Annotated in this window: 18 protein-coding genes and 1 pseudogene; 14 read left to right on the top strand and 5 right to left on the bottom strand. The window is 60.2% G+C overall.

Annotated features, from left to right (window positions below; all coding sequences use genetic code 11):
• The first annotated feature begins 238 nt into the window (after nt 1–238).
• From trbF to MOV74_RS04420, 4 genes are read left to right on the top strand one after another with little or no spacing between them, the layout of a single operon-like run.
• Nucleotides 239–940: a conjugal transfer protein TrbF gene (trbF, locus tag MOV74_RS04435; RefSeq protein WP_246918283.1), complete on the top strand. Its 702-nt coding sequence runs from the start codon at nt 239–241 to the stop codon at nt 938–940.
• On the top strand, nt 937–1,962 hold the full coding sequence (trbG, locus tag MOV74_RS04430; RefSeq protein WP_246918281.1) for a P-type conjugative transfer protein TrbG: 1,026 nt from the start codon (nt 937–939) through the stop codon (nt 1,960–1,962). The genes trbF and trbG overlap by 4 nt, the downstream gene beginning before the upstream one ends.
• A complete protein-coding gene (locus MOV74_RS04425) occupies nt 1,959–3,236 on the top strand; it encodes a TrbI/VirB10 family protein (RefSeq protein ID WP_246918279.1) in 1,278 nt (425 codons plus the stop codon). The genes trbG and MOV74_RS04425 overlap by 4 nt, the downstream gene beginning before the upstream one ends.
• Nucleotides 3,237–3,239: 3 nt before the next feature.
• Nucleotides 3,240–3,473, top strand: a complete 234-nt coding sequence (locus MOV74_RS04420) for a DUF2274 domain-containing protein (protein ID WP_246918278.1) — start codon at nt 3,240–3,242, stop codon at nt 3,471–3,473.
• Here MOV74_RS04420 and MOV74_RS04415 read toward each other — a convergent pair.
• Nucleotides 3,463–3,897, bottom strand: coding sequence for a hypothetical protein (locus MOV74_RS04415; RefSeq protein WP_246918276.1), 435 nt, complete (start codon nt 3,895–3,897; stop codon nt 3,463–3,465). The two genes, MOV74_RS04420 and MOV74_RS04415, sit on opposite strands and share 11 nt — an antisense overlap.
• 79 nt (nt 3,898–3,976) lie before the next feature.
• Here MOV74_RS04415 and MOV74_RS04410 point away from each other — a divergent pair, with 79 nt between their 5' ends.
• The 10 genes from MOV74_RS04410 to MOV74_RS04365 all read left to right on the top strand — a co-directional run bounded on the left by MOV74_RS04410 (nt 3,977) and on the right by MOV74_RS04365 (nt 17,325).
• Nucleotides 3,977–4,186, top strand: a complete 210-nt coding sequence (locus MOV74_RS04410; RefSeq protein WP_246918274.1) for a helix-turn-helix domain-containing protein — start codon at nt 3,977–3,979, stop codon at nt 4,184–4,186.
• A gap of 289 nt (nt 4,187–4,475) precedes the next feature.
• Nucleotides 4,476–5,372: a DUF2971 domain-containing protein gene (locus MOV74_RS04405; protein WP_246918273.1), complete on the top strand. Its 897-nt coding sequence runs from the start codon at nt 4,476–4,478 to the stop codon at nt 5,370–5,372.
• 249 nt (nt 5,373–5,621) lie between these two features.
• Nucleotides 5,622–6,491, top strand: a complete 870-nt coding sequence (locus MOV74_RS04400; protein ID WP_246918271.1) for a hypothetical protein — start codon at nt 5,622–5,624, stop codon at nt 6,489–6,491.
• Nucleotides 6,488–7,096, top strand: coding sequence for a hypothetical protein (locus MOV74_RS04395; protein WP_246918269.1), 609 nt, complete (start codon nt 6,488–6,490; stop codon nt 7,094–7,096). The genes MOV74_RS04400 and MOV74_RS04395 overlap by 4 nt, the downstream gene beginning before the upstream one ends.
• A 3-nt stretch (nt 7,097–7,099) precedes the next feature.
• A complete protein-coding gene (locus tag MOV74_RS04390) occupies nt 7,100–10,429 on the top strand; it encodes an ATP-dependent helicase (protein WP_246918267.1) in 3,330 nt (1,109 codons plus the stop codon).
• A gap of 71 nt (nt 10,430–10,500) precedes the next feature.
• Entirely contained in the window at nt 10,501–10,992 is a 492-nt protein-coding gene (locus tag MOV74_RS04385; RefSeq protein WP_246918265.1) for a hypothetical protein, read from the top strand.
• A 1-nt stretch (nt 10,993) separates the two neighbouring features.
• Nucleotides 10,994–11,479, top strand: a complete 486-nt coding sequence (locus tag MOV74_RS04380; protein ID WP_246918261.1) for a hypothetical protein — start codon at nt 10,994–10,996, stop codon at nt 11,477–11,479.
• Nucleotides 11,433–11,954, top strand: coding sequence for a hypothetical protein (locus tag MOV74_RS04375; RefSeq protein WP_246918259.1), 522 nt, complete (start codon nt 11,433–11,435; stop codon nt 11,952–11,954). Before MOV74_RS04380 ends, MOV74_RS04375 begins: the two co-directional genes overlap by 47 nt.
• 12 nt (nt 11,955–11,966) lie before the next feature.
• The gene (locus MOV74_RS04370; protein WP_246918257.1) at nt 11,967–13,322 is read left to right on the top strand and encodes a hypothetical protein; all 1,356 of its coding nucleotides are present in this window, start codon (nt 11,967–11,969) and stop codon (nt 13,320–13,322) included.
• A gap of 139 nt (nt 13,323–13,461) precedes the next feature.
• Nucleotides 13,462–17,325 carry a hypothetical protein gene (locus MOV74_RS04365; protein WP_246918255.1) on the top strand — a complete coding sequence of 1,288 codons (3,864 nt, stop codon included), beginning with the start codon at nt 13,462–13,464 and terminating at the stop codon, nt 17,323–17,325.
• 320 nt (nt 17,326–17,645) lie between these two features.
• Here the strand turns inward: MOV74_RS04365 and MOV74_RS04360 are convergent, their stop codons facing one another.
• From MOV74_RS04360 to MOV74_RS04345, 4 genes and pseudogenes are all read right to left on the bottom strand, one after another.
• On the bottom strand, nt 17,646–18,044 hold the full coding sequence (locus tag MOV74_RS04360) for a hypothetical protein (RefSeq protein ID WP_246918254.1): 399 nt from the start codon (nt 18,042–18,044) through the stop codon (nt 17,646–17,648).
• A 43-nt stretch (nt 18,045–18,087) separates the two neighbouring features.
• Entirely contained in the window at nt 18,088–18,522 is a 435-nt protein-coding gene (locus MOV74_RS04355) for a hypothetical protein (protein WP_246918252.1), read from the bottom strand.
• Nucleotides 18,523–19,000: 478 nt separating this feature from the next.
• Nucleotides 19,001–20,077: pseudogene (gene ribB, locus MOV74_RS04350) on the bottom strand (3,4-dihydroxy-2-butanone-4-phosphate synthase).
• A gap of 142 nt (nt 20,078–20,219) precedes the next feature.
• The gene (locus tag MOV74_RS04345; protein ID WP_246918249.1) at nt 20,220–20,843 is read right to left on the bottom strand and encodes an Lrp/AsnC family transcriptional regulator; all 624 of its coding nucleotides are present in this window, start codon (nt 20,841–20,843) and stop codon (nt 20,220–20,222) included.
• Nucleotides 20,844–21,020 lie beyond the last annotated feature (177 nt).

Below are 21,020 nucleotides of genomic sequence, written 5' to 3'. Positions count from 1 at the left end.
GCTCACGGGGACGTCTTCTTCTGCGGGCACAGCGGCCCGGGCCGTGGCGGTAGATCAAATCTCGAGTGCGAGCGCGGGCGGCACAGCCAGTGGCGGAGCCGCCGCAGGGGCGGGTCGAGCAACCGCCTCGTCGGGACGGGGACACGCGAGGGAAGCAGCGCAAGTCGCGGCTCACACCCTGAAGGAGGGCGACAAAGGCGGGCATTCTTCGGGTCCGAAGCTGGGGGAGGAGTAAGACATGGCTCACCCCTTTCAGCGTGTGTCCGTCCGCTATGGCGAGACGCCAGAGCCGGTCACGCCCTATCAGAAGGCAGCCCAGGTCTGGGACGAGCGGTTAGGCTCTGCCCGTGTGCAGGCCAGCAACTGGCGGCTGGCAGCGCTGGCAGCAATCGGTCTGTCCAGTGTCCTTGGATTGACGATCTTTACCCAGATCGCCCGCTCGGGTGTCGTTCCCTTTGTGGTCGAGGTCGATCGGCTCGGCGAAGTCCGAGCAGTCGGGCCGGCGCTCGAGGCCTACCAACCGTCAGACGCACAGATCGCGCATTTCCTTGCGCGGTTCATTGAGAACGTCCGCTCGCTGTCGATCGATCCGGTCATCGTCCGGGCGAACTGGTTGCGGGCCTATGATTTCGTCACCGACCGCGGTGCGCAAGCCTTGAACGAATACGCGCGCGAAGCCGATCCGTTCACCAAGATCGGCTCAAAGACCGTGACCGCGGAGGTCACGTCCGTGGTCCGCGCGTCCGGCGACAGCTTCGAGATCCGCTGGAAAGAGAACACCTACGAGAACGGCGCGATCGCAAAGACCGAACGCTTCACCGGTCTCGTCACCACCGTTCTCAAGCCGCCCGCGGATGCCGAAACACTGCGGAAGAACCCGCTCGGCCTCTACGTCCATTCCCTCAACTGGTCGCGCGACCTCATCGGAGACGCCAAATGAATTCTACCGCCCTCACCAAGCTCGCGTCGGCCAGTGTCCTTGCCTTGTCGCTTGGACTTGCCGGATGCGCCACCAAGCTCAATCTCGAAGCGCCCTATGATGAGATGACGTTCGAGAAGGCGCTTCCAGAGACCGATCCGCCGGCGCCGGTGCAGGTCGTTGAAACGCCAAAGGTCCTGCCCTTGCCGGGTCAGTTGAAGCCCTTTCCAACAAAGGCCGGCAAGGAGGAAAAACTGCCGCCGGAGCAGGCGATCGCCAAGGCAAACAAGGCGGCACGGATGGAGCCGACGCGCGCCGGATACATCAACGCCATCCAGGTCTACCCCTGGACGGAGGGCGCGCTCTACCGGCTGTATGCCAGTCCAGAGAAGGTCTCGACCATCGCGCTTCAACCCGGTGAGGAACTGATCGACGTCTCTACAGGCGATACGGTTCGCTGGGTAGTCGGCGATACCTCGAGCGGGCAGGGCAACTCCCGGCGTGTGCACATTCTGGTCAAGCCAACGCTTCCGGATATTCAGACCAACCTCGTAGTCCTGACCGATCGGCGAGCCTATCACCTCGAGCTCGTCTCGACCAAGCAGACCTACATGGCGTCGATCTCGTGGACGTATCCGACGGACACGCTCGTTGCCCTTCACAAGCAGAATGTCGCAGCACAAGAAAGGGAGGAGCGGGTCGCCGATCGCGGCGTGCGGCTCGACAGCCTGAACTTCCGCTATCGGATTGAAGGAGACGATCCGCCGTGGCGTCCGCTGCGCGCCTTCGATGACGGCCGCAAGGTCTACATCCAGATGCCGTCCGGCCTGTCACAAGGGGAGGCACCGCCCTTGTTCGTCGCTGGAGCCGATGGCCGGCCGAACCTCGTCAACTACCGGGTCCGCGGCACCTACTACATCGTCGATCGGATGTTCGGCGCCGCCGAGCTTCGCCTTGGCGAAGATCCGCAGCGCATCGTCCGGATCATCCGCATCGACGCGCGACCGGTGTCGCAGGTCTTCAACACCAGGAGCGCTTCATGACCACCGGGTTGGATCAGGATCCGGAGCCGCTGGAACTGCGAGCGCGTCCGCGGCCCGTTCGACGCCTCAACAGGCGCGCCCTCATGATCGGCTGCGCGGTCGCGGCGCTGTTTGTCGGTGGGGCGATCCTCATTGCGCTCCGACCGCTCTCCTTCAAGCCGTCGGAGCGGACAGAGCTTTACAATACTGACCGCAAGCAGACCGCCGAGGGCTTGAGCAAGCTGCCCAAGTCCTATGAGGAACTGCCGCCATCGACGCCGCGGCTTGGACCGCCGTCGCCCGGGGACATTGGCCGGGCCTTTGCCGAAAACGAAAAGAAGGCCGGCGTGGCATCGGACGCGGGCTTCCGGACCAACCCGGAGGAGGATGCCGAGAGAGCCGAGCGGATCCGTCAGACGCGGATTGCACAACAAGCAAAGGAGTCGGGACTGTTCGTCCGCCTGTCAGAAAAGCAGGAGAAGCGCAAGCAGGCAAGCACGACGGAAGCGCCGGCTGCTGCCCCATCCGCATTCCGGCCTTCAACGCCAGATACAGGACCGTCCGCCGCGGAACTTGCAAAGGCGGCACAGGCGATGGTCGACCGCTCCAGCGAAATCATTCCCTCGTCGCAGGCGCGAAAGCTCGCCTTCGTGGGAGCGAAAGCCGACACGGAGACCACCAATCCCCACGCGCTCAAACCAGCGCCATCCACCTATGCCGTAATGGCAGGGTCGATCATCCCAGCAAGCCTCGTCACGGGCCTGAATTCGGACTTGCCCGGCACGACCATCGGCCAAGTCACCGAGAACGTTTACGACACGGTAACCGGCGAGCATCTCTTGATCCCGCAAGGGACAAGGATCGTCGGCAAGTATGATAGTGTCGTCGCGTTTGGCCAGAAGCGGGCGCTGGTCGTCTGGAGCCGGCTCATCCTGCCGAACGGCAATTCGATCGTGATCGAGAACCTTCCGGCTACAGACGTTGCAGGCTATGCCGGGCTCGAGGACCAGGTGGACTTCCATACCTGGCAGTTGCTCAAAGGCGTGGCCTTGGCGACCCTGATCGGGGTGGGGACCCAACTATCGATTGGCAACGACGAGAGCGATCTCGTGAAGGCGCTGCGTGAAAGCACGCAGCAAACGACCAATCGTGCTGGCCAGCGTCTCATCGAACGCGAGCTCGACGTGCAGCCGACGATCACGGTGCGGCCGGGTTGGCCGTTACGGGTGATTGTTTCGAAGGATCTGGTGCTGAAGCCGTATCAGGACGTTCAGACAGCGGCGAAAGGCAGGTGAGCGATGAAGCTTGCAAAGCTGCCTGATCGGACGCCAGTGAAGATGGGCGTCGTGCTTACGCCAAGTCTGGCGCAGCGGCTGCGCGAGTATGCGGTGTTCTATGAAGAAACTTACGGTAACAAGGAAGAAGTAGCGGAGCTGATACCGTTCATGCTCGAGGCATTTCTCGATGGTGATGTAGCCTTCAAGAAGGGGAAGAAGAAGGTCGATGGCACCATATCGTCTTCTAGTGATTGAAAGGGCTTCCACTGATGGAGAGCTCTGCCCTTTGAGCGAGTGCGGCCCTTACATGTTCGATGGATGCTTCCAGCGATCTCAAGAGCCCGCTAAGTTCGCTTGCAGGTAATTCTTCTAGACGAAGACTATCCCTATCGACAGTCTGTGAAACCAGGCGATCGATTGAGACGATCGAGCGGGCCCCCTCCAAAACCGATCCGGAAGACCCGTAGATCTGAGACACTATTTCGCCGGACGCACTAATCGTTGTGACCAGCTCTAGGCCGCCCGCGATTCCCTGTTCGAGCGCTTCAACGGGAAGTTCAACGCTTGCCAAAATGGAATCAACCCCGTCAGCCCGATAACCGATACGAAGGAGCCGCCCGTCGGTGAAGGAGACCTGCTCCACGAACGGTTTAGCCAACGGGGCTCGCGCATAGGTCATCTAAAACTTCCCAACGAGGTACGAATAATACCTAGTATACTAGGTGGAGATCAAGTGACGTTTAAGGCCGTCTTGCCGCATGAAGTTGCGGCGGGTGGTAGCCCAAAATCTTCGACGCCAACGACGGAAGAGCGGCCTTTCCCAAGAGGAACTGGCCGATCGCGCCGGCCTGAATCGCAACTACATTGGAATGATAGAGCGAGAGGAAAATTCGCCGACTGTTGATGCTCTCGAGCAAATTTCAGAAGCGCTTGGGGTTGACCCTGTTATCCTATTTCAGGCGCGATAGCTGCTGTACCGCATAGCTCAGCGAAAGCTGCGGACCGATCAGAAATGGACCGCTCCTACTTGACCCACGCCCGGGCCCAACGCGCCGTGCGGGCACGGCGATCATTGTTCGAAGAGCCGAGACGCCGAAGGCGGCTTGGTGAGCGAGGCGAATAGAACCTGTTTCTTACGAAACTGGATGCCGCCGAATAGGCGACCGGTTTTGTCGATTTGTGGGTGTGATACTCTTCCAAAACTACCGGAAGGATGGCAGGTTTTCCAGATTCGATTTATCGTATTTCGGGTGACCCATGTCTCTGCCGCCGCTCTATAAGTATCTCAACGTTCAAGGCGCCAAGCTGACGCTCGCCAATAAGTGCTTCAAGTTCGCAAAACCGTCTGAGTACGACGATCTTGAAGATATGACGACACAGAGCTTGTTTCCGGACAAACTGGAGAAGGCGCTGGCAACCATGCCGGACGGCTTTGTCGATGCCATTATGGCTAACCTCTACGCCCCACCGACGTGCGCGCCGAAGCTGCGGCCGGCAGTGGTGACGATGCAAATGACGTTTCGTGCTAACCCGCAGCTCGCTCCGATCGTAGCGGCGGGACTGAAGGAAGATCCGGAGAAGGCCGGGCTTGGCATCGAGGTATGGAAGACGCGGTCTGAAGCGTTTGTGAACGAGACGAATGCGTTCATGCAGAACTATCGCGTGTTCTGCGTGACGACTGACAAGGCCTCCGAACGCATGTGGAAAGAGTATGCCAAAGAACACCAAGGCATCGCCTTGCGGATCACGCCGAGCTTCGAGAAAGATTCGAAGTACCTGAAGTTTGCGCCTGTGACCTATCAGGAGAAGCGACCTCCGATCTTCGCCAAGGTGGCCGACTTCGCTGCGGAGTCGCTGTTCGGCAATCAGACCGAACGGGCGCGCACGGTGCTGGAAGGGATCATCTACGCCAAGACCAATGCCTATAAATTCGAAAACGAATACCGACTGGCGATTCCACTTGGCGAAGGGGAGGAGGATTACCGGACGCAGCCCTTCCACCCCGAGGAGATTACCGAGCTCTACCTTGGTGCGGCTATGAAGGATACCGACAAGCAGGAGATCGTCGCCACGGCTAAGGCGCTCAACCCGGAGATAGCAGTCTTTCAGGCCAAACAGGACGCAAAAGGGCGGATCAGCTTCGACGCGGTCTGACGGGGGCTATCGAGAGGAAATACTGGGCGGCGCAGGACGAGGTCTCGAAAGTGCCACGAAAGGCCAGCTCGGGCGAATTCACAGGGCCGGGCGGCAGGTCCACGAAAATGGATTGAACTGAGATTGCAAGCTAAAATATTGATATAAGTGATTTATTTTCTTTTGGTTGTGTAATTGGGATCAAGCGCGCCATTTTTTCTAGAACGACTTCCGTTTTTTTCTGCGTTGGAACGCTCTCCCTAAGAGGCAGTGTTCAACAGCGAGGTATATCGCGCGATGGCGAAACAGGGCGAGGATACGCCGCCTCCAGATCCGGGTGATCTGGATGGTTGGAGGAAGGTGGTTGCGTCCGGCTGGGTCGCGCGGTTTTCCCCCGAATCTCTGGTAGCGGCGCTGCAGGACCTTGGGCCGGGCCTCGACCCCGCGGTCCGGAATCCGATTGCGCAGCATTTGAACCTCATGCTGATGCGGTGGCTGCGGCGTTACATCGGCCTTAATCATCCGGCCGGCGGTGAGGATGTGATCCTCCGTACCCACTACGACATCTTCGTCGCAATGTTGGACAAGAAGTCCGCCGATGGAAAGGCCCTGCGCGTCGAGTTCTGGGCGCGCGCGTCGTTCCGAGCGAAGGACGCGATTGCCAAGGAGTATCGCGACAGTCGGATTCCGCTGACGCACGAGCCGAAGAAGAAAGGAGCAGCCAGCGAAGACGAGGTGCCGCTTGATGAAGAGAAAGCGGCTGAGGTCGGGCAGCTCGTCAGACCAAGCGAGCAGGACGAAGAAACGGAGGATGCAAGCGGGTTTGTAGGCGACGACGCCATATCGAATACGGGCCATCCTGGCGCTGCATTGCTCGAAGGGCTGATTCATTTCGAGGAGACGATGGATGTCGAGAGGGTCTTCGCCCACATCAAGGATTTGGATTGGCGCAAGCGCCTCGCATTTCGGTTGCATATGGAGAAAGTCCCGGCCGGGTCGACGAAGGGATACTCGATCGCCAGGGCCGTCGGGCGCAGCTCAAAGACCGTCGAAAAATGGATCAAGGAGATTCAGGACATTCTCAGGAAAACGAGGGAAGTCCAGGAACTGACAGGCAAGAAGGTGGGAGAGAGATCATGAACGAAAGCGCGAAAAGGGAAGAACGGGACGCCATCCTGATCGCCTTTCATCAGGAGTGCGAGAAGCCGACCACGGAACAGATCATCGCATGGGTTGAGCGATACCCAGAGTACGCCGAGGATATCCGGGCTCATGCGGCGGTAAGCCTCGATTGGGCGGCGCGCCAGACGGACGCGGACGTTGAGGTCAGCCAGTCCTTGCTTGACCGTGGGTTCAGCAATGCGTTGAACGCTTTTTACGGGGCTGAGCAGAGGGCAAAGGCCGAGGCCAATGTTAAGTCGTTTCAGGAGTTGGCGACGGCGCGCAATATCGATGTCGTTCAGATGGCGCGCGAGATGGACATCGCGCGCGGTGTTTTGGCGGCGTTGTTTAACGGGCTAATGTTGCCGCCCATCCGACAGCGGCTCGTTGAGCATGTCTGCCGTCTGCTTGCGATAACGCGCGATGCCTTTGACGCGGCGCTGGCGCTTGTCCTGAGTCAGCCAAGGTTTGGTCACGCCAAGGCGAGCACGGCGCCAACCGTTCGTGCGCGGCACTGCGATGAAATAATCCGGGACAGTCCAATGACCCCGGAACGGCAGCGATATTGGCTGGAAGAGGATTGATTTGTGGACGCCTGGATCGACATACGGCGCAAGGCCCGCGAGTGCCACGCGAAGGCATTGAAAGAGACGAACGGCGACCGCCGGGCGGACAAAATCATTGCCGCTGCACTGAAGCTCGACGATCTTGAGGTCGAGGGACATGACTTCGAGCCCGGCCTGTTGGGCGCGCTGGATCGCGCGTTCCGTCTGGTCAAGGTCAAGAAGGGCCTTGATGAGGCGGAAAAGCTTGTGGTGATCGCACACGAGATCGGTCATTTCCATCTGCACCGCGATCCCCACAACGAAGTGACTGCGAGGCGACACGGTTTGGGTGGCGATCCCGTGGATAGCGGCGCGGGCAAAGTCGAAGGTTATTCCCCGCACGAGCGGAAGGAAGTGCAGGCTGATATCTTCGCAGGTGAGTTCGTTTGCCCTGGCGACTGGTTGCGCGAGGAATTTGTTAAGGAGAACCGACGGCCCAAGGCGATCGCAAGAAAGCTTGGCGTGCCGGTATCGCTGGTGATGAACCAGATGGTGCGCGCCGTTTTGCTTCCGCCCGTTGGACCCGCACCGGAAGTCGCCCCGGCCGTGGTACATGATCTCGATGCTAGCCAGCAGGCAGCCGTCGTATGGAACGGTGGGCCGCTGCTGGTGGAAGCGGGCCCCGGTACCGGCAAGACGCGTACCCTGGTCCGCCGAGTTCAGCACAAGCTGGAGAAAGAGGCGAGCCCGGCCTCGTTTCTGGCGCTGACCTTCTCCCGCAAAGCATCAGAAGAGATGCGCGAGCGTATTGCTGGGATGAACCCCGATGCTGCCATCGAAATGTGGGTCGGGACGTTTCACCAGTTCGGGCTGGAACTGGTAACTAAGTGGCCATTGCGGTTTGGGCGCACGAGCAATGTGCGGACGCTCGATCAGACGGGCCAGCTTGAATTGCTGGAAGCCAATCTAGAAAAGTTGCCACTCAAGCATTTTCAGAACCTCTATGAACCGGCCTACGAGCTCGTGCCGGTGCTACGTGTGATTTCGCGCTGCAAGGATGAATTGATCTCACCCGATCAATACGAAGCGGCCGCGGAGGCGTTCAAGCGTACGGCGCGCACCGAAGAAGAGCATGAAGATGCCGACCGCGCACTGGAGGTCGCGGCGATTTATCGCATTTATCAAGATGAGCTGAAGAAAGCCGATGCCGTTGATTTCGGCGATCTGGTCGCGATGGCGGCCGAACTCGTAAAGGAGCATCCCGAAGTCCAAGCCTACGTTGCTGGCTTCAGACACATTCTTGTCGATGAGTTTCAGGACGTCAATTTCGCGAGCGCCGAGCTACTCCGCGCGTTGACCAAATCAGGCGTCGATGTCTGGGTGGTCGCCGATCCGCGCCAGTCGATTTACCGCTTCCGCGGCGCCGAGCCGTCGAACGTGTCGACGTTCGAGGGGGCCTTCGGCGGCAAGCGTCAAGCGCTAGCCAACAACTATCGCTCGCTGGCGCCGATCGTGAACGCTTTCGCCCGTTTTTCGGGCTCGATGGGCGGTGGTGGTATGAGAGGTGCATGGACCGCCACGCGCGGCGGCAGTGGTGCGGTCACCGTGACATCGGCTCCAACGCTTTCTGCTGAAGGCGAGGCAATCCGTAGTCGGATCGAGGAGTTACGGAACGCAGGTATCCCCTATGCCGATCAGGCGATCCTTGCGCGCTCGCACCTCAGTCTCGGACGCGTTACAGGCATTTTGGAGCAGCTCGGCGTCCCTCTTCTCTATCTTGGTGACTTGTTTGAGCGCGCAGAAGTGCGCGATTTGCTGTCGCTGGTCAGCATCGATGCTGAGCGCGGGGGGATCGGCCTCGTCCGTGTCGCAAGCCTTCCTGACTACGGTGTTGCTAGGACAGACGCGCTGGCGGTCATAGCCTGGTCGCGGGAGAATAAGGAATCGATATTCGAGTCACTAAAGCGTGCGGACGAGATTGAAGGACTCTCGGAAGAGAGCCGAAACGGTTTGAAGCTGCTGGGGAGCGAGCTTGATGGGCTTCAGAACGCTTCCCCGTGGGTGCTTCTAACGGCATGGCTGTTTGAGCGGAGCAACTACCTCCACCGGCTGCTTGGAGGCCAACCAGCGATAGCCCAGCAACAACTGATCGCGATCTATCAGTTATTGAAAGTGTGCGGGGAATATGCCGCAACGAACGAGACCAATCGCAAGCGATTTCTCGATCGCATACGGCGGATCGAGGCGCTGAATGAGGACACGGCGTATCGAGCGATATCATCGGAAGCATCGGAGATTGATGCGGTACGGGTGATGACCATCCATGGTAGCAAGGGACTGGAATTCCGCGCGGTGCATCTTCCAGTCGTCGCTACGGGTTACATGCCAAGCCCCCGGCGCGGTGCGCGTATCGAACCTCCGCCGACGCTTCAGCGACTGGCGGTTCAGCCGAGCGGACACGAGGCCGAGGAGGAATGCCTGTTTTTTGTCGCGCTGTCCCGCGCGCGAGACGCGTTGTCGTTGACTCGGGCCGAGCGTTACACGGCAAGCCGGGGGGCAAAGCCTTCAAAGTTTCTCGACTCGTTGAACGGCTTCGTATCGACCCGGACCTTTGCGGGCTCTGGCAGATCCTATGCCGCCGAACGCGAGCGAACGCCAGTTGAGGCGAAGGACGCCTACGCAGAGCGTGAACTTGAAATCTATACGCAGTGCCCGGCGCGGTATCGGAACGAATTCGTTGACGGATTACGTGGCGGCCGCGATGAATCGGCGTACATCCGGTTTCATCGTTGTGTCTACATGACGGTCGGTTGGCTGGAAACGCAACGGGAAAGCGGAAACGCCGTAACGGTGGCCGGCGCGCTGCAACATCTAGCCGAGGTCTGGGCCGAGGAGGGGCCCGTCGGTCACGCCTTCGAGAAATTCCATCGTAGCAACGGCGAAGGGATGGTCCGCAAGATGGCAGAGACGATCGCCATGGAGAAGGTGACCTACGCGCGCGGCGAATGGTCAATTCTGGTCGGCAAACGGCACGTGCTCATCACGCCGGACCGCGTCCTTATAAATGCGGATGGATCGGTTCGAATCCAGCGTATTCGCACCGGCAAGAAAACCAAATCGGAAGCAGACAAGCGGATCTATGCCTTGCTGCGGAAGGGAGCCGCGCAAGAATTCCGCGGACGGCGCGTGTCTGTCGAAGCCTTTTATCTCGCCACTGGCGAAGTGATGCCGGTGCCGGCCAAGAACGATGACAAGCTTCTCGCCGAATATGCCGATGCCATTGCTGGTATCGAGCGTGGCGAGTTTCACGCTGTCCCTGAGGCGCGGCGCTGCCCGAACTGTTCCAGCTACTTCATCTGCACGGGCGCCTAAGGCGACTTCCGTTTTTTTGAGCGTCGCGACGCTTTCCTTAAGAGGGGCAATGAGCCCCGGAAAGGAAAGTAATGACGAAGCACATCATTTTCATTCAAGTCCAGGCGCGGCCCGGCATTATCGAGGCGGAGGTCATTGAAGCCGCGACGATCGGCGAGCTGCGCGCTGCAATCGAAGCGGTGGGCGTGACGCTCGACGCCGAGACCCACATCTTCATCGACGAGGCGGAAGAGCCGCTCCACGGCGAGCACCACCATGCGGTGCCGGGGCTCAAGCGTGGCATGCGCGTGCATGTCAGCCGCTGCAAGCGCATCAAGACGACCGTCCATTATCTCGAACGGTCGGCTGAGCATGAGTTTGCACCCGGAGCGCGCGTGCGCGCGGTGAAGGCTTGGGCGGTGCACACCTTCAGGCTGACCCCGAAAGACGCGGCCGAGCACGTGCTCCAGATCTGCCAGTCGACGAAGCGCCCTGCGGCGGACACGCCGTTGCACGAGCTGGTTGAGGGGCACGCCTGCTCCCTCTGCTTCGATCTCGTGCCGGAGAAGCGGGTCGAGGGCTGACATGAACGCACCGCTGCCTCCCGATCGCGTTCTTCTCGAGCTTGATCTGGTCGCACCGGCGTTCCGGTGCGGCGAGATCGAAGGCCGCTTTCGCCACGAATCGACCGAGTGGCCACACGTGGTGATCGCCGTCGCGGCTCCGCCGCGACCCGGTGCGCCGGGGGAGTTCGGCTTTCGCTTCAACTGTTCGGGGTATCGCCGGACGCCGGTGACGGCGCAGCCCTGGGATATCACGGCCTCCCGGCCGCTGCTGCCGGCGCGTTGGCCGACGGGGCCGCAATTTGTCTCGGCCGTGTTCCGGCCGGACTGGAAGCACGGGCAGTGTCTCTATCTGCCGTGCGACCGCATGTCGATCGAGGGACATGACAACTGGCGCAACGAACATCCGAGTCGGCTCTGGCAGCCGGATCGCGGGATCATCTGTTACCTGGAGCAACTCAATGGGCTTTTCTTTGAAAGCGATTATTCGGGCATTCGCGGCGCCTAGTCACCTGTTGCGGTGTCCACCGCAGCTCTGGCGCGGGATCATTTCCGAACTCGAACGCCGCGGCGAAGGCCGCCATGAGGCCGGCGCGTTCCTTCTCGGTGTCGATGACCGCGGTCGGAAGGAAGTGCGGGAGGTGGTTTACTACGATGATCTTGACCCCCACGCCTACGACACCGGCGTCTGCGTGCTTCACGGCGACGCATTCGCACGGCTCTGGTCTCTTTGCCGCGAGAAGAAACTGACGGTGGTCGGGGATGCACACACCCATCCGGGCACGGCGCTCCAGAGCCACTCCGACTGTACCAACCCGATGGTCGCGCGCGCAGGCCATATCGCGATCATCGTGCCGGAGTTCGCGCGCTGGCCGATCGGGCCGGGCAAGCTCGGCGTCTATGAATACGTTGGCGATCACACCTGGCACGACCGGGGTGGCCTCGCGGCATCCCGGTATTTCTACCGCGGCTTCTGGGCATAATGGAGGAATACAATGCTTGACGCGTCAACCCTTCATCGCGGCGCGAAATATTTCATGGACAGTGGGCGCGCTGCCACGCACGACGAAGCCATGGCGCTGCTGCGAAGCTTTGGCCTCACCATCTACGTCGGCGCCTCGATCGCATCGTCGCGCGAGGAGCAGATTGCCTTGCTGACGCTCGTTAATGTCGCACGACGAAGTTTCCTTGGCGGCGTCGAGGTCGTCGGCTTGCCGGACGCCAAGCCGCTGACGCGTTTGACGAGGGCGCGTTCGCTCAGCCGCGCCGTCGCTGATTACAAAGGGCGAGTCGTGGCACAGGCCAACCCTGCATGGCCGGCAGCCATCATTGGCGGCAGATCTAAGCCGAAGACAAAGCTTCCCGTCTGGCGTCTCAGGTGGTCGGGGTGGCGCGGCGGCGTCGTGCCAGCGGATGCAGGTGACAATAGGCCGAACGATGCGGCGATCGCGTTGGCACCCGTGCTGGCAGCGGCATGTTGTGCGGCTGAGGCCTTCGCTTGGCACGCCACGGACCATGTGATGGCTGGCCACCGGCCCCTGGGCCTTTCACTGTGGAATCCCGGTGCCGATTGGCTGGTACCGGATGGTTCAGAGCCGGCGCTTGCCTGGCTCCCGTCGTCACTTTGGCTGATCGGCCTTGGCAATCTTGGACAGGCCTTTGCCTGGTTGTTGGCGGCGCTTCCCTACGCCGACCCTAAGATGGTGAAGCTACTCTTGCAGGACGACGACCGGCTCGCAAAGTCGAACGACAGCACGTCGCTCTTGTCCTTCGTCGGTGACGTCGGCCATCGCAAAGCGCGCAAGATCGGTGCTTGGCTCGATGCCCGGGGGTTCGACACCTATCTGTTGGAGAGCCGGTTTGGAAAGTGGACGACGCGTACGGCGGACGATCCGGCCGTAGCCCTGTGCGGCGTCGACAACCCGATCGCGCGTGCTGCATTGGATTATCCGGGCTTCGGACTAGTGGTTGAGGCGGGTCTCGGCGCAGGACCGGAAGCCTTCCGCAGCCTGTCCATGCATACATTCCCGTCGTCGCGCCGAGCTGCGGATATCTGGTCCAAGGATGTCAGCGCGGCGACGGCCAATGTCGAAGATATGCCAGCCTACAGGGCCATGAAGACGGCAGGTGCGGATGCGTGCGGCCTCACTCAGCTTGCGTCGCGAACTGTCGGCGTCCCGTTCGTAGGATTGATCGCTGGCGTGTTGGTGATCGCCGAACTCCTGCGGCGGCTTCACGGCGGCATCGCGCTCGAACTGGCGGCTGGATCGGCCTCGGCGCTGGAAGGCTTCGAGATGGTGGCGGTGCCGGGCGATCCTTACGCATTCGGGCATGCGCCTGTCGCAATGTAAGGAGCCGGACGGCGCGTAGCACGCTCTCTAGGGAGCTGAACCGCGGGCGCTCGCTTGTGTTTGACATGGGCATAGTTTTAAGCTGTGCCCGCGTTCTATCTCCGGTTGACGATATGGAGCGGCTTTCCTAGCTTCGGACATGTTTGAGATCACGGGCGACGATATTGCGGCTTTGAACGACACGGACCTGCGCATCCTCGTGGGCCGCCTGTGTGAAGCCGAGCTACGCCGAGGAGGCCTCTCGGTCTCCGCAGTGACCTATGGCGGAAATCAAACCGCCAAGGATGGCGGCCTGGATGTCCGGGTGGCGGCACCGGCCGGATCGGCGGTCAGTGGCTTCATTCCCAAGCCCGAGACCGGGTTTCAGGTAAAAGCACAGGATATGTCCCGAGGCGATATTCTCACTGAGATGAAGCCTAAGCCGGCACAGGTGCTGCGCGCCTCGATTATCGAGTTGGCCGATCTGGGCGGAGCCTACGTCATCGTCAGTTCCAAGGGCTCGGTGGCGGAGACCGCGCTGAAAGAGCGTCGGGCAGCAATGGCAGATGCACTTGCCGGCACATCGGCCGCTGGCAAGCTTGTTCTGGACTTCTACGACCGAAACCGCATGGCGACGTGGGTCCGCGACCACGCGGGCGTTATCCCCTGGGTACGCGAAAAAGTCGGCAAGGCCGTGCCGGGATGGAAGTCATTTGGGTCATGGTCACTTGCCCCCGAGGGCGCTGACAGCAGCTACCTCTTTGACGAGCACGCGCGTATTCACACGGGCGACAAAGATGAGGGCGACGGCATCTCCGCGATTGAGGGTATCAACAAGATTCGCGAGGTGTTGTCGAAGCCAGGGCGCGTGGCCCGGCTGGCCGGCTTGTCGGGCGTAGGTAAGACCCGCTTGGCAGAAGCGTTGTTCGATCCATCGGTGGGGCAAGCGGCTCTCGATCCCTCCCTTGCGATCTACACCAACGTTGCAGACGAACCCAATCCACCGCCGGTCGGATTGGCATCGGACCTGAATGCCAACAAGACCCGCGCGATCCTCGTGGTCGACAACTGCCCTCCGGAGCTGCACCGAACGCTCTCGGAGGTCGCACGCGCGCAGGGATCTTCCATCAGCGTCATTACCATCGAATACGACATTCGTGACGACCAGCCGGAAGGCACCGACGTCTTTCGCCTTGATACCTCATCGGTCGAGTTGATCGAGAAGCTGGTGGCGCGGCGCTATCCCGATTTGTCCCAGGTCGATGCCCGCACCATCGCCGTATTCTCCGATGGCAATGCGCGAGTCGCGCTAGCGCTCGCCGCGCGCATCGAAAAGACCGAGCGTGTCTCGGAGTTAAGCGATGAAGAGCTGTTCAAGCGCCTGTTCCAGCAGCGCCATGACCCCGATCCATCGCTGCTGCTGGTCGCGCAAGCGTGTTCGCTGGTCTATTCCTTCGAGGGTGAAACCCTTGACGGCGACACGGCCGAGCTTCCAATTCTCGGGCAACTGATCGGAAAGACGGCGGACGAGGTTTATCACGGTGTTTCCCAGTTGCTTGACCGCGACCTCGTTCAGGCACGTGCGCAATGGCGCGCTGTCCTGCCGCACGCCATTGCGAACCGCCTTGCCAAAATGGCGCTTCAAAACATACCGCCGGCCCGGATCGCATCCTTGCTGGTCGACAATTCGTCCGAGCGCTTGCTGCGTTCGTTCTCGAGGCGGCTTGGCTATCTCGACGACAGCAAGCAGGCGCAGGCTATTGTCGGAGGCTGGCTGGCACCGGGCGGACTTCTCGGCGACGTGAGCGACCTCAACGAATTCGGTCGCGCGATTTTCGCAAACATCGCGCCGGTAGCGCCCGAGGCCGTTCTAACGGCAATCGAGCGTACGGTCGCATCAGGCGACGAGGAGACACTGAAGCGCTGCAAACATTTTGTGCGTCTGTTGCGGTCGCTTGCGTATGAGCCAAGGTTCTTCGAACGCGCGGTCGCTGCTTTGAAAAGGTTTGCGGCGCTTAATCCGGAGAGCGATAACGAGAGCGACGCCAATCGGGTCATTGAGTCATTGTTCTATATCGTTCTGTCCGGGACCCACGCCCCCATAGATATGCGGATCAAGGTGGCTGAGGAGCTTTTGTCATCCAGCGATGAGAAGGAGCGTGCGATCGGCGTCGCAGCGGTGGAGTCGTTGCTAAAGACCGATCATTTCATGTCGAGCTATGATTTTGATTTCGGCGCCCGTTCGCGCGATCATGGTTATCACCCGGCCCATGGCGAGGTCCGCGCATGGTTTGATGCGACGCTGAAGTTGGTGCGTAGCGTGGCTCTCTCAAATGGCCCGGCCGCACCAGCAATCAAAAAGGCGGTTACGCAAGAGTTTCGGGACCTGTGGAGCCGTTCGGGTCGGGCTGAGCAGATTGACCAGCTTGCCCGTGACATTGCAGGCGCGTCGTTCTGGCGCGACGGGTGGGTCGCAGCGCGTGAGACGCGCCGGCTGGATGGCTTCGCCATGACGCCCGAGCTTCGGAAGCGCCTCACGGAGCTGGAGGAGTTTCTTCGTCCAAAGGACCTTGTCAATCGCGTGCGAGGCCTCGTCTGCGGGCAGCGCGGAGGAGCGCTCGATCTCGAAGATTTTGAGGATAAGGACGAGGATGAGGGCGAGGGCCCCGGCGCCGTCGGCCCGGTCGTGAGGCCTCGCAAGCCGCGCGAAAGCTATGAAGTGCGGGCGGCACGTGCGGGCGCAGCCATTAGGGAGCTAGCTCATGATGTTGCCGCGGATGAAAACGCGTTCCATACGCTCCTGCCGGAGCTCATGAACGGCAACGATAAAGAGCGGATGTTTGGTGCAGCCCTTGCCGAGGCCGCGGAAAATCCGCGAGCGATGTGGGATCAGGTCGTAAAGCACTATAGAGGGATGAAGGATGCACGGCTGACGCTGGTCGGCGGGTTCTTGCAGGGCCTGTTGAAGCGCGACGAAGCACTTGGGAACGTCATTCTTGATGAGGTCCTCTCGGACCCAACGCTCGGCGCGTCCTTTCCCTTGCTCCAAACGTCGGCGCCGATCGATGAACGAGCCCTTGGTCGCCTGCATGAATCCCTCGACCGCGGCCAAGCTCCGATTGAAGCATTCACAAATCTAGCCTACGGCCGCGCTTGCGAAAACGTGGCTGGACCCGCGTTGCGGGATTTCGTGCTTGCCATATCCCGCAAACCGGGCGGTGTGATGGTCGCGTTGGAAATCATTTCCATGCGCCTCCATTCTGACGCCGAAGCCAAGCGACTACCGGTAAGCGAGGTACGCGAGGCAGGACGGCGCATCCTTCAAAGCTTCGAATTCCACCCGGTAAAGGGCCGCGCGCACAGCGAAGATCACGAACTGGGGGTTGTCGTACGAGCAACGCTCGGCGGACCGGACGGAGCCGCCGTCGCGCGGGATCTTATCCGCAAATTCATCGCCGCCGCATCGAGACATGACGTCCGGGCCTACGATCATGACGACTTGATGAACAGTTTGCTGCGCGTTCATTCGGCCGAGGTGTTCGATGAACTGTTTTCGGGCACCGCTGCGGAGATCAAGCGAAATGTAAGCTTCTTCCAGAATCTCTCCCGGCATCGGCAGAACATCTTCGATGGCGTAACGAACGACGCCGTTTTGAAGTGGTGTGACCGCGAACCCGCCTCGCGCTATCCGCTCATGGCTTCTGTGGTAATCCTTTTCAGTGGCAAGGATGAGGACGCCGCGAGCGAATGGCGGCCCATTGTTGGCGAATTGCTCAAGAAAGCGCCGGACCCGTCGTTGGTTATGAACGAAATCGTGCGGCGCCTTTACCCGTCAATGTGGAGCGGGTCGCTTGCGACCGTGCTGGAGCAGCGGCAGAAGCTGCTCAATACCTTGCCGGGCGTAACGACGCCGGCGCTAGCCGCTATTGTCCGAGCCGCGAACGCGCGGCTCCAGAAAGACATCGACGCCGAGCGATTGAGTGAGCGGGACGAGGACAGGGATCGCAACAACCGATTCGAGTAGGTAGCGAAGTAAAACGGCGCATCAGCAGCACAGCTCATCGGGGCTTGCAATGTGCACAGTGCGTGCTCGGCGAGCGGTAAGTGTAGTGAGAATCGAGGCTGTCTTTGAGCGTCGTCGGATGAGAGTGGCCGACAATCCATTCTGGGGGGATATTCGATCGAAGCATAAACGTGAAATCGATCGGCGCTGACCAGTCGGGCGGATTGCACGCAACGCGTGCCCATTCGCGTACGATGGACAATCTGACTTTGGCGAAGCTCGGTATTGTCTACTAACCTTTTTCAATTCTAGTCCACATCATTCCTGATGTGGGGCTTAGCTCAAGTCGACTTCGGCCAGTCGAATTCCAGTTTTTCTGCCCAGGAGCCACGGATCAGATCGTAGGTGCTCGCGCTCTTCTTAAACCTCAAGGTCGGCTGACCGCGGACAGTTGTGTACTCGACCTTGTAGTAGATGCTGTTGAGGTCGTGCGTGAAGAAGCGGTTGAGCTTATCGGCGTTCGCGCGGGTGAAGAACAGAGCCAAGTCTTGAAGCCGTTCCTTGAATCTGACGATTTTTGCTTCGGCGTCCCGTAAAATGACGACGGCGGCGTGGCGCTGCTGCACGGACATCCCGACGATAAAATCTAGGGCGTCCTGGCCGTAGGAATCTGAGGCCACCGAGATCAGGGACCGATGGATATCGGGGCGTTTCTCGCAGCGTACTTCCACGGTGGGCACTAGGCCACTAGCGGGAGGCGGGCGCGGTTTCGAACGAAGTGCGTCAGAAAATCTCGGCCACAACCTTGAAGCCCTTTATGTCGGTCGGGACCTCACTGAATTTGATGACCTTCCCACCGGTGTAGGTATCGACGACGTGACCATTGAATGCCGCGAAGACATGGCCTTCTCCTAGCTCTTTGTGAGAGGTCAGGACAAGTATTGGGGAGAGCGAAATGGAGCTGTCGAACAGCTCTTCAATCGTCAGGCCCTTATGAGCTTCGTCGAAGTTGTCAGAGATGCCTAATGAAGGCAGCGCCTTGAGCCAGCACTTGGGAGGAATTCCCTCAAACTGCGTGAAGGGTCCGATCCCGAGGATTTCTGCCTGCTTGTTGATAGCTTCCATCACTTCTGAGATTTTCTTTCCTGTGATGGCTACGAGCGCTGTTGGCACGCAGAAAGTACCCTGAACCCAATCAGTCACATGATAAAGCCGCATTCAAAACCTCATCACTTTAGATCATGGGGAGCGGTCAGATCGACGTCCAGTCGAACTCCAGCTTGTCCGCTCAAGAGCCGCGGATCAAGTCGTAGTTGCTCGCGCCCCTTCTTAGACCTCAACGTCGGCTGGCTGCGCACGGTCGTGTAAACTTGTAAAAGCGACTGCGTTCTCACTGGCTGCAGTCGCAGCGTTGCCGCTCATCATGCTTGGCACCGCACTCTGTGGGTACTTCGGAGGCTGGCTGTTTAGTGTGGTCTTCCTGGCAATGTGGGGAGCGTTTCACCTTTGGCTGCAGCTGCCGCCGGATATGACCGGCGGGATGTTCGGAGGAGCGCTACGCTATCATCGTTTGGCAGGTGCATAGGCGGCCAGACTGGGCCGGGGGAGATCTGCCGCGAGACGAACTGCAAGCTTCGCCGGGTGCCTGAGGGTGCGGGAAGCGATCAATGGAGTTCGCAACGCAGTTTGGCTGGAGTTAGAGCGCTTCGTTTCGGACGATCTTGATACCGAAGCCTGACAGTCCCTTGAAGTGATGCGTCGACGACGTGAGGTGACGGATGGAGCTGATCTTGAGATCCCGCAGGATCTGGGCGCCGACGCCGATCTCGCGCCATTGCCGATTGCGGTCGTCTTCGCGCGAGCCGATCGGGCCTAGCGGAGCAGGCGGAACGCCCGCCGCGCCGTCGCGCAGATAGACGAGCACGCCGCTGCCATTCTCCTTGAAGCGTTGCAGAATGACGTTCATCTTAGCCTGTTCCTGACCTGAGAACAAATCGCGCAGGATGTTTGGTTTGTAGAAGCGCGTGAGGACGTTGGTGCCGTCGCCCAGTTCTCCGTAGATATAGGCGACGTGATGAATGGGGTCGAACGGCGAGCGATACGAATAGCCCCTGGAGCGGGCCGATCGGGCTCTCCGCCGTGACGCTCGAGACACGCTCGATCAGCACCTCGCGGGCCTGCCGGAAGCTGATGAGGTCAGCGATGGTGACCTGTTTCAGCTTGTGCTTGTCGGCGAACGCAGCGACTTGCGGACCCTTCATCACCGAGCCATCGTCGTTCATCAGTTCGCTGATGACACCGACCGGCTTGAGACCTGCCAGTCTGCACAGGTCGACAGCGGCCTCGGTGTGACCCGAGCGCATGAGTACGCCCCCCTCCTTTGCGATCAGAGGGAAGACGTGTCCCGGCCGGCAAAAATCGCCGGCGCCGGCGTTGGGGTTGGCGAGTGCACGGCAGCACGAGGCCCGTTCTTCGGCCGAGATGCCCGTTCCGTTATCCGGCCGGTAGTCCACCGACACGGTGAACGCCGTGGTGTGAGCCGAGTCGTTGTTGAGACCATCGGGTCAAGCCGCAGGCGTCTCGCGTTTTCGAGGGTAATCGGAGCGCAAACGATTCCCGATGTATGGCGGATGATGAAGGCCATCTTCTCAGCCGTGCACTGCGAGGCGGCGACGACGACGTCGCCTTCACCCTCGCGATCGTCGTCGTCGGTGACCACGACGATTTCGCCGTCGGCGAACGCCTGCAGGGCCGCGTCGATCGATGCCGTCATCTCGGTCGCTCTGCTCGCTGGAGCCGACGTGTGCTCGCGTTGGGTCGTGTGCGGACTGTCAGGCTCGCAGTGCCGCTCGAGCACTCTGCCGATCTTGACTTCACCATTATTGCTAACTGGCCGGAGCCCATGGCGGGGCGACTCATAGTCTTTCCACGCTGTAGCTGGGACAATTGGTGTCGAGCCCGATCGGCGCGTCGGACAGCAAAGGACCAGCTGCGTCGTATCGGGGTCTCGGGGAGCGCTCCAGAGGGCGCGAGGGGTTGGCGCAAGCCTTCACGGTGACCGGCCGATTGGTGTCGATCGGCAGCACCGTCTTGTACGAAATGCGCTTGAGGGCCAGATTTGATCGAATGCTGCTGACACCGGGGATGCGGGATAGTTTGTTGACGATGAGGTCTTCGAGATCTTCGATGTCGGCCGCCATGACGCGGAGCATGTAGTCGCTCTCACCGGTCATCAGATAGCATTCCATCACCTGGGCCAGCCGGTCGATGGATCGGGTGAAGCTCTCGAGTGACGTCTGGACCTGCTTTTCCAGCTTGATCTGGATGAAAGCCGTTACACCAATGCCGAGCACGGCGGGATCGAGAAGGGCGATCCGTCGATCGATCACGCCGAGTTTTTCGAGTGTTCTGACGCGAGCCAGACACGGCGACGGCGAGAGATTGACGCGTGATGCGAGTTCGACATTGGTCAAGCTCGCATTCTGCTGGAGCTCGTTGAGGATCTTGATATCTATTCTGTCGAGAGAGGTTGTCGACATCGCGTGTCTCCCAAATCTGGCAGTCTTCTTGCGGCGCTTATCACCATCGTTTGCGGGGCGATGACAATCGCGTGGTAAACGCTAATCGCAATTGCGCTTGTGGGATTTCGACAAATCGCCGACTTGTATCGAAAAACCGTCAACCTTGGGATTGTGCATTGCGATCAGAGTGTTAGT

Source organism: Bradyrhizobium sp. SHOUNA76 (assembly GCF_023006445.1).
GTDB lineage: Bacteria > Pseudomonadota > Alphaproteobacteria > Rhizobiales > Xanthobacteraceae > Bradyrhizobium.
Note: the sequence above shows the minus strand (reverse complement) of the source record. Positions and strands in the feature narration are given on the sequence as shown.

Bases quoted from the DNA above. Each gene is read 5' to 3' on its own strand.
- trbG (WP_246918281.1), top strand. From the start codon at position 937: ATGAATTCTACCGCCCTCACCAAGCTCGCGTCGGCCAGTGTCCTTGCC.
- MOV74_RS04405 (WP_246918273.1), top strand. From the start codon at position 4,476: ATGTCTCTGCCGCCGCTCTATAAGTATCTCAACGTTCAAGGCGCCAAG.
- MOV74_RS04375 (WP_246918259.1), top strand. From the start codon at position 11,433: ATGGGCTTTTCTTTGAAAGCGATTATTCGGGCATTCGCGGCGCCTAGT.
- MOV74_RS04410 (WP_246918274.1), top strand. From the start codon at position 3,977: ATGAAGTTGCGGCGGGTGGTAGCCCAAAATCTTCGACGCCAACGACGG.
- MOV74_RS04345 (WP_246918249.1), bottom strand. From the start codon at position 20,843: ATGTCGACAACCTCTCTCGACAGAATAGATATCAAGATCCTCAACGAG.
- MOV74_RS04370 (WP_246918257.1), top strand. From the start codon at position 11,967: ATGCTTGACGCGTCAACCCTTCATCGCGGCGCGAAATATTTCATGGAC.
- MOV74_RS04415 (WP_246918276.1), bottom strand. From the start codon at position 3,897: ATGACCTATGCGCGAGCCCCGTTGGCTAAACCGTTCGTGGAGCAGGTC.
- MOV74_RS04425 (WP_246918279.1), top strand. From the start codon at position 1,959: ATGACCACCGGGTTGGATCAGGATCCGGAGCCGCTGGAACTGCGAGCG.
- MOV74_RS04395 (WP_246918269.1), top strand. From the start codon at position 6,488: ATGAACGAAAGCGCGAAAAGGGAAGAACGGGACGCCATCCTGATCGCC.
- MOV74_RS04365 (WP_246918255.1), top strand. From the start codon at position 13,462: ATGTTTGAGATCACGGGCGACGATATTGCGGCTTTGAACGACACGGAC.
- MOV74_RS04355 (WP_246918252.1), bottom strand. From the start codon at position 18,522: ATGCGGCTTTATCATGTGACTGATTGGGTTCAGGGTACTTTCTGCGTG.
- trbF (WP_246918283.1), top strand. From the start codon at position 239: ATGGCTCACCCCTTTCAGCGTGTGTCCGTCCGCTATGGCGAGACGCCA.
- MOV74_RS04420 (WP_246918278.1), top strand. From the start codon at position 3,240: ATGAAGCTTGCAAAGCTGCCTGATCGGACGCCAGTGAAGATGGGCGTC.
- MOV74_RS04380 (WP_246918261.1), top strand. From the start codon at position 10,994: ATGAACGCACCGCTGCCTCCCGATCGCGTTCTTCTCGAGCTTGATCTG.
- MOV74_RS04385 (WP_246918265.1), top strand. From the start codon at position 10,501: ATGACGAAGCACATCATTTTCATTCAAGTCCAGGCGCGGCCCGGCATT.